The sequence below is a fragment of the Methylosinus sp. LW4 genome (genome assembly GCF_000379125.1).
Lineage (GTDB): Bacteria > Pseudomonadota > Alphaproteobacteria > Rhizobiales > Beijerinckiaceae > Methylosinus.
Genome location: NZ_KB900626.1, coordinates 1,870,667 through 1,884,245 on the forward strand (window position 1 = coordinate 1,870,667; position 13,579 = coordinate 1,884,245).

Sequence of the window (13,579 nt, forward strand, 5' to 3'; positions counted from 1 at the left end):
CTCGCGCGCCGGCGAGAAAGAAGTGATGCGCACGCGCGCCTACACCCATGTGGCGACGACGCTGACGCTCGCGCCGACCAGTTTCGCGGAAGAGGTCCCGGCTTTCAATCCGCTGAAGCTGCTGGCGGACTCCCGCAACGCCGCCGATAATGCGGCGGAGCCGGACATTGCGCCGGACGACGCCGAGGTCTCCTTCGTCACCAGGGACTTCGCGGCCGGCGAGCCGGAGCGGCAGAGCGCCGCTCTGTCGCTCGAGGAATGTCAGGCGCAGGTGGCAGAGCAGGCCAAATCGCAGATCGCCTCCGGCGCCAAGCCCGCCCTGCCCTTGCCCGGCCAATTGCTGCTGTCGCGCACCAGCCGCGCCTCGCTCGATCCGCAGGCGCTCGCCTATGCGGCGGCGGGAACGCCCTCCGTCACGGCGCCCTTCTCGGCCATCGAGGTGCGCATGGTGCCGGAGAATGTCACGATAGCGCCGCGCTCGGCGGGACCCCAGCCGACGCAGATGGACGAAAAGCTCATCGTGCTGCGCCGCGGCGAGACTCTGGTCGACGCGCTTCTCGCCAATGGCGTGCCCAAGGCGAGCATAGGAGCGGTGGCGGCGGCTTTCGGCGCCAAGCGGGTCGAGACGGCGGCGCGCGAGGGCCAGAAGGTCAAGCTGCTCTTTGCGGATTTCGACGGCTCCGGCGCCAATCTCCAGCTCGCCCGCATCTCGATCTATACGGATGATCGGCTGGACACGATGGTGGCGGCGACCGATCGCGGAACCTTCCTGCAGGTGACCGCCCCCGCCAATCTGGCCAAGGTCGGCCGTCGCGGCTCCGCCAATGTGGAAGAGGATGGCGGCGACGCAGACGACGATCCGGGCGGAATGCGGCTCTATGATTCGCTCTACGAGACCGCGCTGAAGCAGGATATTCCTCGGCCGATCATCAATGATCTCGTGCGCATATTCGCCAATGATCTCGATCTGCAGCGCGGCGTGAACGGCGGCGATTCGCTCGACGTTCTCTATGACGAGAACGAGGAGGGCTCGGGACGCGAGGCGCTGCTCTACGCCTCCATCACCACGCGCAACGAGACCTTGCGCTATTACCGCTATCAGACGGCCGACGACGGGCTCGTCGACTATTATGACGAGAGCGGCCGCTCGAGCCGCAAATTTCTCGTGCGCAAGCCGATCGCCGCAGGCGAGACGCGCTCCGGCTTCGGCATGCGCCGCCATCCGATCCTCGGCTATTACAAGATGCACACGGGCGTCGATTGGGCGGCGCCCATCGGCACGCCCATTCTGGCCGCGGGCAATGGCGTGGTGGTGGAGGCCGGCTGGCACAGCGGCTATGGCCGCCGCGTGGAGATCCAGCACGCCAATGGCTATTCGACCGCCTATAATCATATGTCCGGCTTCGCGCGCGGCATTCGCGAGGGAATGCGCATAAAGCAGGGCCAGATCGTCGGATTTTTGGGCTCGTCCGGCCTCTCGACCGGCCCGCACCTCCATTACGAGGTCATGGTCAACGGCCATTTCGTCGATCCGATGCGCGTCAAGCTGGCGCGCACCCGCGAGTTCGACGGCAAGCTGCTCGCCGACTTCAAGCGCGAGCGCGACCGCATCGATCAGCTGATGGCGAAGGCGCCGAACAACCCCCATGTCGCCACGCAACAGGGGCGCTGAGGCTCCGAGGTCTCATGTCGAGGTCTCGCCGCCGCGTCGCCAAAAGGCCGCGGCGAGCGCGCCGAGCACGATGACCGCCAGGATCAGGAACAGCGCCGATTGCTTGAACCAGGCGATGGCCGGCACGGCGACCGCCATGGCGAGGCCGAGCACGGCGATGTCGAAGGACACCTGAATTCCGGCGACGAATGTGCCGAGCGCCAGCAGCAGCAGCAGAGCGAGCCCGGTCGCCGGCGCATTGAGGAAGCTGTTCACGCTCGGCCAGAGCACGATGTTCATGGCGACGAGAAACGCCGCCCAATGCAGCGCCTGCGTGCGCGCGAGAATGAAGCGCGCCTGGCGATCCGGCGCCTGGCGCCAGCCTATGGCGACGCAGGCGACGCCGATCGCGACGCCCAGAAACTCCCAATAGCCATAGAGCGGCTGCTGGACGAGGCTCGTATAGGCGACGCCGAAAATGGCGAGGCCGAGCACGATGAGATAGGGAGCCTTGCGCTTCAGCCAGGCGCCCGCCCGCGCCGCGACGGCCTGCTCTCCGAATTCCGGCGCGACGCTATAGTCGTTCATTTTTATCCCCTGCCCTCGAAGGCATGCGAATGGGTTCTGCGCATCAACGCACGGGAACGCGGACGCGCCGGCGGAACAGGCTGCGATGCGTCACCGGACCGCGCACATGGCTGCGCGGGCGCTGCACGCGCGGCGTATGGGACGGGCGCACGAATTGCCGCTCCTGCGCTTCCGCCTCGGACGGAGCGACGACGGCGGCGAGCGGCGCGGCGACCAGCGCCGCCAGAAGACCGGCGGCGAAAGCGCGGCGGGAGAAATTTTCGTCCTTGTTTTCCACTGTGGTCGTCATCTCGTCTCTCCAATTCGTCCGAAAACGCTCGCACGGAATTAGCGCTCGGCGCGCTTTCGACAATTGCGAGACGTTTTCCAAAGACGGCGGCGCTCTACTTTTTTCTCGCGAGCGCATCGCTCGAGAAAATTGACGAAAAAGCGGGGCGAGCATGGGAGAGCGAGCGGCCGATACGGCGGCGGTCATCGTCATCGCATTCGTGATGCTGGCGGCCTTCTCGATCGGCCAGTCGGTGCTGGAGCCGGTCGTCTTCGCGCTCTTCATCATCGCGCTCATCTGGCCGTTGCAGCAATGGCTGCAGACGCTGACGCCGCGGCCGGTGGCGCTCGTCCTCAGCATCGTCGTCGCGCTTGGCGTCATGATCGCTCTGTCCTCGCTGATCGTGTGGAGCGGCGGCGAGATAGTCGATTGGTTCATCCGCAATATCGAGCGCGTGAAGGCCTCCTTCGAGAACGCGACGAAATGGCTGGAGGCGCATGATATTTTCGTCGCCTCGCTGATCACCGAGCATTTCAACGCCGCCTGGGTGCTGGCGCTGCTGCGTGCGGCGGCGACGCGCGTCAACATATTCGTCGGCTTCGCGCTGGTGGTGCTGATCTATGTGATCATGGGCCTCGCCGAAGCCGGCGGATTCGAGAAGAAGCTCGCCGCCTCACGCAGCGAGGCGACGGCGCGCTCGCTGCTGCAGGCCGGCGCGCGCATCGCCGAAAAGCTGCGCCGCTACATGCTGGTGCGCACAGTAGCGAGCCTCGTCACCGGCGCGGTCGTCTTCCTCTTCGCGCTGGCGATCGGCCTCGATCTCGCCGCGGCCTGGGGCGTGCTGACCTTCGCCTTGAATTACCTGCCCTACATAGGCCCGGCGGCGGCGACGCTGCTGCCCGCGCTCTTCGCCTATGCGCAATTCGATTCCGGCCAGATGGCGCTTCTCGTGCTCGGCGTGCTGAGCATAATTCAGCTCGTCATCGGCAGCGGGCTGGAGCCGGCCTTCTCCGGCTCGGCGCTCGCAATGTCGCCGACGGTCGTCGTCTTCTCCGTCCTGCTGTGGACGTTTCTCTGGGGCCTGCCGGGCGCCTTCATCGGCGTGCCGATCGCCATCGCCTTTCTGACGCTGTGCGATCAATTCCCCTCGAGCCGCTGGGTCGCGGCGCTGCTCTCCGACAAAGGGCCGCGCGACGAGGGCTGAGGCTCAATCGACCGCGGGCTGCGGCGGAAAGGGGAAATCGGCGAAGCCCTGCTCGACCGAGGCGCGCCGGAGCTTCGCGAGACTGTCCTGCGCCTCCTTCTCCGTGTCGAAGCCCGGGCAGGTCAGCGACCCGAAGCGGAAGCGATGCGAGGCCTCGAGACTCTGGCGATAGGCGTTCACCGTGGCGCCGTCCCAAAAATCGGCCTCGCGCACCTGATCGTGAACGACGACCTTGGTCCCGCCCAGCAGGCCATGGGTGAAGCAATAGCCATAATTGGCCTCGGCGGCGGAAGTCGTCGCCGCCAGAGCGGCCAGCGCGGCGAGCAATATCCTCATTGGGTGATCCTTCGCGGAAAGGCGGGAGATTTAAACTCGAGTAAGAATGCATGATTTGATCCGGGACGACAAGCGCCGCGTCCCGAGCGCCGCGTCCCGCCCCGACCGGCTTACGGCAGATCGAGCATGGCCCGCACATCGGCCGGCGTCGCGCCGTCGGCCCGCAAATCCCGCAGCGGCTTGGAGAGCCGGCTCTTGGCGAGCTTGCGGCCGTCCTCGTCCAGCACCAGCGCGTGATGGCGATAGGCCGGCGCCGGCAGGCCGAGCAATTCCTGCAGCAGCCGATGAATCCGGGTCGCCTCATAGAGGTCCCTGCCCCGCACCACATCGGTCACGCCCTGCAGCGCATCGTCGACGGCGACGGCGATGTGATAGCTCGTCCCTATATCCTTGCGCGCCAGCACGACGTCGCCCCACTCCTGCGGCGCGGCGACGATCTCCTTCCCATGCTCGCGCCACGAGACCTCGCCGCCGACGAGCGCCGCCGCCTTCGCCATATCGAGCCGCAGATTGGCGCCGGCGCGCGCGAGCTTCTTGCCGCGGCAGGTTCCGGGATAGAGCGGCGCGCCGTCGAGATCGCGCTCCCGGCTCGCGCCGGCGATATCGGCGCGCGAGCAGACGCAAGGATAGAGCAGCCCCAGCGCGTCGAGCTTCGCGAGCGCCGCGGCGTAATCGTCCAAATGCTCGGACTGGCGGCGGACCGGCTCCTCCCAGACGAGGCCGAGCCAGGCCAAATCCTCATAGATCGCGGCCTCGAATTCCGGCCGCGCCCGCCCCTGGTCGATATCCTCTATCCGCAGCAGGAAGCGGCCGCCCTCGCGCCGCGCGAGATCGAAATCGAGCAGCGCCGAATAGGCGTGGCCGAGATGGAGATAGCCATTGGGCGACGGCGCGAAGCGGAAGACTTTTCTCGCGTCCTCGCTCATTCGCGCCGCCTCGCTCAGCCGACCTTTCCGGCGAGCTCGGCCTTCTCCCGCACAATGTCCCGCGCGGCGGCGAAGGCGGCCTCTATGTCGAGATCGGTGGTGTCGAGCCGCACGGCGTCATCGGCGATTTTCAGCGGCGCCGAGCTGCGGCCGCTGTCGCGCTCGTCGCGGCGGCGTATATCCTCGAGAATATGCGCGTAATCGACGCGCTCGCCGCGCGAGGCCAGCTCCAGCGCGCGGCGCTGCGCGCGCTTCTCGGCGCTGGCGGTGACGAAGATTTTCACCGCGGCGTCGGGGCAGATCACCGTGCCTATGTCGCGCCCGTCCAGCACCGCGCCTTCCGAGCGCGCGGCGAAGCTGCGCTGCGCCTCGATGAGCGCCGCGCGCACCTGCGGAATGGCGGCGACGACGGAGGAGGCCTCGCCCAATTCGCGTGAGCGCAGCCGCGCCTCGTCGAAATCGCAGAGCGCGAGGCCGCGCGCCGCCTCCACCGCGGCGCGAATATCGTCGAGCGCTCGCCCATCATCGAGCAGCGCGCAGGCGGTGGCGCGATAGAGCAGGCCGGTGTCGAGATGCGGCAGGCCGAATTGCGCCGCGAGCCGGCGCGCCAGCGTGCCCTTCCCCGAGGCCGCCGGCCCGTCTATGGCGATGACAAGTCCCTGTTCAGGCAAAGCGAGCCCCCAGCCCTTCCATCAGGGCGCGAAAATTCGGAAAGCTCGTCGCGATCATGCGATCGTCGTCCACCACCGCGGGCGCGTCGGCGCCGAGCCCCATGACGAGAAAGCTCATGGCGATGCGATGGTCGAGATGCGTCTCGACATTTCCCCCGCCTTTCACGCGTCCGGCCCCGCCGCGCACGATGAGATCGTCGCCGACGATCTCGCAATCGACGCCATTGGCCTTCAGCCCCGCGGCGATCGCCTCGAGACGATCGGACTCCTTCACCCGCAGCTCGGAGAGCCCGCGCATGCGCGTCTCGCCCTCGGCGAAAGCGGCGGCCACGGCGAGGATCGGATATTCGTCGATCATCGACGGCGCGCGCGCCGCCGGCACATCCACGCCCGTGAGCCGCGAAGCGGCGACGCGAATATCGGCGACCTCCTCGCCGCCCTCCTCTCGGACGTTCTCGAGCGCGATTTTCGCGCCCATTTCGACGAGCGTGGCGAGGAGCCCGCAGCGCAGCGGATTGGTCATCACCCCTTCCACCACGATCTCCGAGCCCTCGGCGATCAGCGCCGCCACAATGGGAAAGGCGGCGGAGGACGGGTCCGCCGGCACGCGCACCAGGCTCGGGCGCAGCTCGGGCCTTCCCTCCAGCGTCACCTTGCGCCCATGCTCGCCATAAGGCTCGGAGGCGACGCGGGCGCCGAAATGGATGAGCATTTTTTCCGTATGGTCGCGCGAGGCCTCGCTCTCGATGACCACAGTGCGGCCGGGCGAGTTGAGCCCGGCCAGCAGCACGGCGGATTTGATCTGCGCCGAGGCGACCGGGGTCTTGTATTCGATCGGCAGAGGCTCGGCGGTTCCCTGCAGCAGAATCGGGCAGCGCCCGCCCTCCGCCTGCTCCAGCACGCGCGCGCCCTGCAGGACCAGCGGATCGAGAATGCGGCGCATCGGCCGCTTGCGCAGCGAGGCGTCGCCGTCGAAGCGCGCCGTGATCGGATGGCCGCCGACGACGCCCATCATCAGCCGCGAGCCCGTGCCTGCATTGCCGAAATCGAGCGTCTCGCGCGGCTCCAGCAGCGAGCCGAGGCCGGGGCCGCGCACGCTCCAGCTCCCCGGCCCGAGCCGCTCGACGCGCGCGCCGAGCTTGCGGCAGGCCTCGCCGGTGCGCAGCACGTCATCGCCCTCCAGCAGCCCCTCGACGCGCGTCTCGCCCACCGCCAGCGTCCCCAGGATCAGCGAGCGATGCGAGACGGATTTGTCGCCGGGCGGCCGGCAGCGTCCAGTGAGGCCGCTGGCGCGGAGCGCGCTGAGCGGCGAGGGGGAATGTTCGGCGTCGGTGTGCAATCTGGCTCGATCTCCCGCCGCGGCGCCGTTTCCCATGGCCCGCGCGGCATCGGCATATACAACGCGCGCCGCCGCGTCACAAATGCCGCGAGAAGGCGCGAGCGCGGGGGGCCGCGAGCGAGCGCCTTGGGGTTCCGAAATTCAGGCTGTGGGCAAACGTTGTTCCAGCGTCATGCCCGCGCTCGTCGACGACGAGTGCGGGCATGACGCGGCCGTATAAGAATTGTCGAACTGGATTCGAGCATAGGGATCATGTTCCTCGTCGACCTTCCCCGAACAGAAAAGCGCCAGGAGGGACATACGCGCGCGGTTCCATAGTGGCGAGTTATGCGATACCTATTGCTGCGCTGGGAGTGCAGCATGTCAATCAAGGATTCCTTTGAGGCCGACATCGAAGAAGGGCAGCGCCTTCGGGGTTGGATCGCCAACGCTTATGCCCAAATTGAGTTCTTGTTGGGCGATTTGATTCTGCGATGTCGAGCTTTCCCTGAATATGAAGCTGAAACTGCCACTTTTAGCCATTCAGCGCCGAAGCGAGTCCGTCAGGTACGGCGCATGTTGGAAAAGGCCGGTGCCCTCGACGCCTTTGCCGTTGATTTGACCTCGATCATCGATCGGTTCGAGGAAAGGCATGAGACAAGGAACTTGTTGGCGCATGGATTTTGCGAATACCTTTGCACTCCCAGTGGTGACGCTGGGCTTCAATTCCAGAAATGGCATCGACAAGAGGACCGGGACGACGCTCGGCTGATAAGATGTTTTCGTCTACCAGATTTGGCAGCTGAAGAAAATAGCTTAGTAGCTCTATCGCACGAAGCGCTGTGCCTATTTCAGCGAATGCATAGGCACTTTGGTTGGGAAGCAAATATTTAATATACCATTTAAAGCAAGCGATGCAGGAAATTATTATTTCATATTAATAGTTTAAATTACTATTATTACTAACGCGTAGCACCGAAGCGGCAGTATAAGTGTTGCAATCAATCAAACGGGAACAGTCACTGGGGGATACAATGACAAGATGCACGGCACCGGTAAGAGGCCATCACTCGGCTGCCGCTGAAGCGGCCTGCCCTGCATGCCGTGGCCGTGGCCGGTATAGCGGCTACGGGTCGACCTTGTCCTACCGCCCGTCTTACTCCTCGCCATACGCTCCGTCGGGCAGTAGTGGGGGTGGCCGAATTAGCGGCGGCGGGTCCGGCCGCAGCGCAAAGCCGCGCTGGTCGCGAGCCGGTTCGTCTGTGTGGTACACGCCTGCACAAGTGCAGGCACTCACGCCGGTTCGAGAAAATGTGGAGAGCCTAGCGGGCTCGCAGCCTGCTCTTCGAGACGTGTTTCTTTGTCACGCGTGGGATGACAGGCAGGGCTCCGCCAAAGAACTGCATGATCTGCTCGAAGCGCGCGGTGTCCGCGTGTGGTTCAGCGAGAAGGACCTCGGCCTCGGTGTGCCGATGATGCGGGCGATCGACAAGGGCTTGGTGAATTCGCGCGTCGGTATCGTTTTGGTGACCCCGGCTATGTTGCGACGCCTCCCGGCAGAAGGCATCGCAGACAAAGAACTTTCGGCGCTCCTCCGGCGTGAGCGGCTCGTCCCGGTGGTTCACGGAACGACCTATGAAGAGCTTGAAAAGGTCAGCCTCCTGCTCGCCTCCCGAGCCGGGCTGAGCACTGCCGAAGAGTCGATGGCGGAAGTCGCGACCAAAATAGCCGAACTGGTTTCCATCTAGCTCCGGTCGGAAGGAAGCTGTCACCCATACCCCGCTAACGACCGGTTACGACTGGTCGTTAGCGCCAGTTGCCTCCCGAGCCGGAAGCGGGCGGCCGCCATGTATGCAAAAGTCAAAACTTTTACAACGAGCTAACCGGCTGAAAAAGAGGCTGCTTTTGAGGGAGATAGGCGAGGAGAGCCCAATCGTCGCAGCCCAAAATTCCGCGGCCCAGCTTCCACCCAATCGGCTTTTTAGGTTTAGATAAGCCTCCATGCTGCGTGATTGCGGGGAGAATCTCAATGAGAGTTTTTGTGGCCGCCTGCGCTTTGTTCCTGTCATTTGGATCGGCGGCCGTTGCAGAAACAGGACAGCATCCCCCGGTTACCGTCACGCTGGATGCAAGTGACTTCATCACCGTTCTGAAGTGGGCATTCAGTTTTTTAGCGGTGTTCCTCACGGTGATCGCTGCACTAGGGGTTGGGTTCTTTGGCTTCGATATACGGAGTGCTCGGTTATCAATCGACAAGGAGATGGGTGAGCTTCGGAAGGCAATTGCTGAGGCCAAAGCTCTGAAAGAGGAGCTTGAGAAGACGAGTAAGCGTCAGGAGGAAACCCAGAGCGATCTTGAGCAAATAGGCGCAAGCATTGAGGAGGCCGCTGATCAATCTCCGCCTGCACTAAAAACTGAGAGCGATACGCGGAATGCGCCGGAGTTGATCCGCGAAACCCTGCGAAACAGCCGCTTCGACTGGACAACAATTGGGACCGCAGTGAAGCGTACTGGTTTGAGCCGCGAGGACGTGTTGCGCGTAGCCCAGAGCATGAGTGACGTACGAATAGGGACCGGAAAACACTCGAAAGACATTATTTTCCGATTAAAGAGGGATGGTGAGATTTAGCCCCGAAATCTCAGGCGATAGCACCTCTCTCTGAAGGGCGGGTCGTGCCGCTCTCTCCCTCATAAACGGTCGTTTTTGAGCAATGGACGCGGGCGGACGCGTCCCCTGTAGCGTTTCCAAGGCTCATGGACGAAGTAGCGCTTCTGGCTGCGCGGTACTCGTGCAAAAGATACGCGCGAAATTCGAGCGTCGCTTCGGTCCAAAGTCGTCCAGCTTCCGCGAACGTCCACTGTGGGCCACAACCCCAAACCCCGCCCACTGAACACCGCCCCTTGACACATCCTGAAAATATTCCTATATCCCTCCCACCGCCGCCCAAGAAGGGCGCGTTTCTCGGGTCAGGGAACGCGGGCGGGGGGCGGCTCCATCCGGGATGGCGACCCCGTCCATGGACAGGCAGCGCGTCGCCGGACGGCGTTCTTCTCCCATCCATAGGGATAAACAAGAACCGTTCGTGATCCCAGGCCGTCGGGCTCGATCGCGTCTTGAATGGGAAACCCCAGGATTCGCGGGCCAGACGACGCCTCGGGATGTCGACGAGAACGACAACCGCGTTTCGGGACGCTCCGGCCCCGGATGATTTCCTCGCGCACCGGCCGAAGGGGGCGGAGCGTCCCGAACCGCCCTTCCCTCCCCGCCGCCGCGAGGCGACGGGGCGCGCCCGCGCTGGCTGAATTATTTCCTAGCCGCGCGTCATGCCATTTCCGCGGATCGCTTCGCGCGGCATTCGCCGCCTTCCTTCTCCCCGCTCGCGGGGAGAAGGTGAGGATGAGGGGCTCGGGGCGCATTCCGTCCGTGGCTCACGCCCCGAGCCCCTCACCCCGGCCCTCTCCCCGCAGGCGGGGAGAGGGGGAACGCGCCCCGAAGAGCTGAAAGCATCAGAGCGCGGTCGGTGATCGGTCCCCGGCTTCACCCGGCGCGTCGGCTTCCGTCAGACGGTCGCGCCAGCACGCTACGAAGGCCTCGAAAGACGCCTGATCGGCGAAGATCACATCGACATGCCATTCGATGGTCTGAACGCCCTCCTCCCACAGCCGGCTCTCCTGGCGCCAATAAAAGGACGGCCAGGCCGGGTTGCGATAGGCGGGGCTCGCCGGATAATCCGGCGGATGCAGCGAGGGACGGCCGAGCAGATCGATCAGCCATTGCATGATCTCGGGCAGAAAGGTGCAACCGAAGGAGACGCCATGGCGATGAATTCGATGCACATCGCGCAAGATACTCTGCCGAATCAAAGCCAGAGCCGGCGGCTGATCGGTCGCGCGAAATTCCCGCAGCACGAGAAGCCGAAAGCCGCGCTCCAATATTTGCGCCGGAACGGCGCGGACGTCCCCGGCCTGCTCGTGCTCGTGCATCGCGCCCCTGCTCGCTCGCCCGGCGGAGGCCGGGATGCGCTCTCCGCACGCAAGCGCCATGCCCCGATACGAGGCGCGCCTCCCCCTCATGCTGAGGAGCCCGCGAAGCGGGCGTCTCGAAGCACGAGGGGGAGTTCCAGAAGGCGGCGCTGACGGTTTCCTCGTCCTTCGAGACGCCGCTTCGCTGCTCCTCAGGATGAGGAAACCTTCGCCGGAGCGCCCTGCCCCGTCCCCCTCGACGGGCAAAAAAAGCCGCCCGGACGAACCGGGCGGGGGAGGAAGTTTCACACCAACACGCGGAGAAGAGTGAAGAGAACCGCGTGAAGCTCGTGGTTCGGTCAGAGCGTAGCTCCGGCCGCAAAGCGCGGGATCACCGGGCCGCCGATCTCGACGCCGACGCGATTGCCCGACGGGCTGAAGAAGAACAGCAGGCCGCCGAACTGGCTGTCGGTGTCATAGGCGAGGTCGGACAGGCGCTCGATGTCGAAGCGGGCGTCCTGAACGATGATCGTCACGTCGCGCGTCTCGCCGGGCGCGATGGGCGTCTCGTCGCTGACGGCGAGGCCGCGGTCGGCGAGCAGATATTCGGGGAACTGCGGCCGCGTGGTGAACACCGAGGGGTTGAGGAAGCGCAGGCCCGCGGTGGTGAACTCGCCGATCTTCACCGGCTCGGTTCCGCTATTGGTGACGCGCAGCTTCACCGACAGCTCGCGGCCCGGCACTGTGTAGGAGCCGCCCTTGAACTGCGCCGTGACAGTGGCCGGCGGAAGCGCGATCGGATCTATGCCCTTGAGCAAGCCCGCCTGCATCGGCAGCGTGCGCGGGAAGGCGCTATTGGCCCAGGCGTAGCCGAACAGAACCGCCAGCAGGGAGGCCGCCAGCCACAGGCCGCCGATGCGCTTCTCGCGCAGGGTGATGAGATCATTGGCCTTGCCGGCCTTCACCCACCAATAGCGCACAATGAGGCCCTTTGTCATGAACCAGTAGAGGATCCAGACCGCCGCGGCCGCCATCCAGGCGAAGTGATAAATGTAGGTCCAGGTGATGCCATAGGTCTCGAGATCGATGGTCGAGCCGTCGAGCAAAGTCACCGGATTGGTGAAATTCGCCATGTCGCCCTTGATGGTGATCCACTCGCCGGGGCCGACGATGGGGCCGCCGCCTTCGACGTTCATCTGCACATGGACGTGGAAGCGCCCCTGCCGACGGGCCTTGAGCACGAGCTTGTACTCATAGTCCTTGCCGACCTGCAGAGAGAAGGAGCGCGGCGCCGGCACGTCGCCGACATAGGCGCCCTTGCGAATGAGCACCGGGCCGGGCTCGCCGACGTTCAGAAAGGCGACATCCGGCTTGGCGACGGCCTGCGGCCAGCCCGAGAAGACATGCACCTTGCCGGAGAGCACCATCTCCTCATTGACGTTGACCTCGGTCTTCGACCATTTCACATCATACCAATTGAGCGTGCGCATGCGCAGAAAGGCCTGCTGCGAGCGTTCGCCATGCGCCGATGCGGGCGTCGCCGCCGGCAGAGTGGTGGCGGCGATCGCCGCGGCGAGGCCGAAGGCCAGAGCGCGCAGCGCCCGCGGCCTCACGCATCCCGCCAGTGTCGCGAGGAGCTTGTTCATCATTTCGATCTGTCTCCCTTGTCCTTGTTTTCTCGGCCGCGCCGTCATTCGCGACGGGCCTCTTGGATTTCTTGCTATTTCTGGGCGAAGCGGGCCGCAGGTCCGCCTCGCGCTCGCGAATATTCGCGGGATCAAATGTCGTCGACCTCGATGTATTTGGTGTTGGTGAACCAGGTGCCGATCTTCCACCACAGGAAGTAGATCAGCATGGAAATGAAGGAGGAGAAGAAGGCCGCGACCGGAACGACGTCCTTGCCGAAGGTGCGCAGCGTGCCGCGCTCGACCATGCGGATATATTCCGGCGTGCCCGTGCGGACGTAGTTGAAGCCGATGAGATCGGCGAGCGTCAGCAGCACGCCGTCGATCTCGGCGGACTGGTGATATTGCGCCAGCACCGGCCAGTTGATCGGATAGAACAGGAGGCCCCAGCCCATGGAGCCGACCAGCGCCGTCACCAGCCAGCTGCCCGACAGCATCAGCACCACATCGAGCCAGAAGCCCATGGGGATGAGCGCCGAGGGGAAGACCAGATTGATCGGAAAAAAGGTCCAGCCCCAGAAATTGTCGTAGCGGTTGATCCATTCGCCGGTGAGCAGCGCGAGGCATGCGACCGTCGCGCCGATCGGCAGACGGAACTTCTGCCACAGGAAGGATTGCACCGCGGCGGCGAAGCACATTGCGACGATGGGCGCCACCGTCGGCCACATGCGGCGGTCTTTGAAGTCGATCCAGAAGTCCCAGTCGCCGGCGAGCAGCATATAGTGGATGTGGAAGGATCCGAGCACCACGGCGAATAGCACGACGAGGAGAATCCAATCGGTCAGCATCACGCAGCCGAGAAACTCCTCCTTCGATTTCCATGCCTTGCCGGCTGGAGCGCCGGCCTCTGTGGAAATGGACATTTCGTTCTTGCTCCTTGAGATTGTCGCCTCCCCGGCGCAGCTGCGCCGGATATTTCTTTTTTGCTTGCTCCGCCCCCGCCGCGACCGCGCGCGAGGCGCGATCGCT

At 64.6% G+C, this 13,579-nt stretch carries 14 protein-coding genes (1 of these 14 only partly in view); 5 read left to right on the plus strand and 9 right to left on the minus strand.

Annotation, left to right across the window (positions count from 1 at the left end):
* Positions 1-1,672: the 3' portion of a M23 family metallopeptidase gene (locus METLW4_RS0109520; protein WP_018265973.1), read on the plus strand. Its footprint begins 362 nt before the window's first position; the window shows 1,672 of its 2,034 coding nt (coding positions 363-2,034); its start codon lies beyond the left edge, outside the window; its stop codon occupies positions 1,670-1,672.
* A 12-nt stretch (positions 1,673-1,684) separates the two neighbouring features.
* On the opposite strand, the gene METLW4_RS0109525 is transcribed toward METLW4_RS0109520, so the two are convergent.
* Together METLW4_RS0109525 and METLW4_RS24520 are read right to left on the minus strand one after the other, a co-directional pair.
* The gene (locus METLW4_RS0109525) at positions 1,685-2,239 is read right to left on the minus strand and encodes a hypothetical protein (RefSeq protein WP_018265974.1); all 555 of its coding nucleotides are present in this window, start codon (positions 2,237-2,239) and stop codon (positions 1,685-1,687) included.
* A 43-nt stretch (positions 2,240-2,282) separates the two neighbouring features.
* Positions 2,283-2,528: a hypothetical protein gene (locus METLW4_RS24520; protein WP_043331798.1), complete on the minus strand. Its 246-nt coding sequence runs from the start codon at positions 2,526-2,528 to the stop codon at positions 2,283-2,285.
* A 151-nt stretch (positions 2,529-2,679) separates the two neighbouring features.
* Between METLW4_RS24520 and METLW4_RS0109535 the strand changes: the two genes are divergently transcribed.
* Positions 2,680-3,711, plus strand: a complete 1,032-nt coding sequence (locus METLW4_RS0109535; protein ID WP_018265976.1) for an AI-2E family transporter — start codon at positions 2,680-2,682, stop codon at positions 3,709-3,711.
* A gap of 3 nt (positions 3,712-3,714) precedes the next feature.
* Here METLW4_RS0109535 and METLW4_RS0109540 read toward each other — a convergent pair whose 3' ends face one another.
* The 4 genes from METLW4_RS0109540 to aroA all read right to left on the minus strand — a co-directional run bounded on the left by METLW4_RS0109540 (position 3,715) and on the right by aroA (position 7,019).
* Positions 3,715-4,047 (minus strand): hypothetical protein, encoded by a 333-nt coding sequence (locus METLW4_RS0109540; protein WP_018265977.1) that lies wholly within the window; start codon positions 4,045-4,047, stop codon positions 3,715-3,717.
* Between the two features lie 110 nt (positions 4,048-4,157).
* On the minus strand, positions 4,158-4,973 hold the full coding sequence (gene gluQRS, locus METLW4_RS0109545; RefSeq protein WP_018265978.1) for a tRNA glutamyl-Q(34) synthetase GluQRS: 816 nt from the start codon (positions 4,971-4,973) through the stop codon (positions 4,158-4,160).
* A gap of 14 nt (positions 4,974-4,987) precedes the next feature.
* Positions 4,988-5,644, minus strand: a complete 657-nt coding sequence (gene cmk / locus METLW4_RS0109550) for a (d)CMP kinase (protein ID WP_018265979.1) — start codon at positions 5,642-5,644, stop codon at positions 4,988-4,990.
* The gene (gene aroA / locus METLW4_RS0109555) at positions 5,637-7,019 is read right to left on the minus strand and encodes a 3-phosphoshikimate 1-carboxyvinyltransferase (RefSeq protein ID WP_051079627.1); all 1,383 of its coding nucleotides are present in this window, start codon (positions 7,017-7,019) and stop codon (positions 5,637-5,639) included. The genes cmk and aroA overlap by 8 nt, the downstream gene beginning before the upstream one ends.
* A gap of 324 nt (positions 7,020-7,343) precedes the next feature.
* Here aroA and METLW4_RS24525 point away from each other — a divergent pair, with 324 nt between their 5' ends.
* The 3 genes from METLW4_RS24525 to METLW4_RS0109575 all read left to right on the plus strand — a co-directional run bounded on the left by METLW4_RS24525 (position 7,344) and on the right by METLW4_RS0109575 (position 9,591).
* Positions 7,344-7,856, plus strand: coding sequence for a hypothetical protein (locus tag METLW4_RS24525; RefSeq protein WP_157235008.1), 513 nt, complete (start codon positions 7,344-7,346; stop codon positions 7,854-7,856).
* 389 nt (positions 7,857-8,245) lie between these two features.
* Positions 8,246-8,710 (plus strand): toll/interleukin-1 receptor domain-containing protein, encoded by a 465-nt coding sequence (locus METLW4_RS0109570; protein ID WP_371212323.1) that lies wholly within the window; start codon positions 8,246-8,248, stop codon positions 8,708-8,710.
* Between the two features lie 281 nt (positions 8,711-8,991).
* Positions 8,992-9,591 carry a hypothetical protein gene (locus tag METLW4_RS0109575; protein ID WP_018265984.1) on the plus strand — a complete coding sequence of 200 codons (600 nt, stop codon included), beginning with the start codon at positions 8,992-8,994 and terminating at the stop codon, positions 9,589-9,591.
* A gap of 878 nt (positions 9,592-10,469) precedes the next feature.
* On the opposite strand, the gene METLW4_RS0109580 is transcribed toward METLW4_RS0109575, so the two are convergent.
* The 3 genes from METLW4_RS0109580 to amoA all read right to left on the minus strand — a co-directional run bounded on the left by METLW4_RS0109580 (position 10,470) and on the right by amoA (position 13,473).
* On the minus strand, positions 10,470-10,946 hold the full coding sequence (locus METLW4_RS0109580) for a hypothetical protein (RefSeq protein WP_018265985.1): 477 nt from the start codon (positions 10,944-10,946) through the stop codon (positions 10,470-10,472).
* A gap of 338 nt (positions 10,947-11,284) precedes the next feature.
* The gene (gene amoB, locus METLW4_RS0109585; protein ID WP_018265986.1) at positions 11,285-12,571 is read right to left on the minus strand and encodes a bacterial ammonia monooxygenase, subunit AmoB; all 1,287 of its coding nucleotides are present in this window, start codon (positions 12,569-12,571) and stop codon (positions 11,285-11,287) included.
* 131 nt (positions 12,572-12,702) lie between these two features.
* Positions 12,703-13,473, minus strand: a complete 771-nt coding sequence (amoA, locus tag METLW4_RS0109590; protein ID WP_018265987.1) for a bacterial ammonia monooxygenase, subunit AmoA — start codon at positions 13,471-13,473, stop codon at positions 12,703-12,705.
* Between the last annotated feature and the right edge of the window lie 106 nt (positions 13,474-13,579).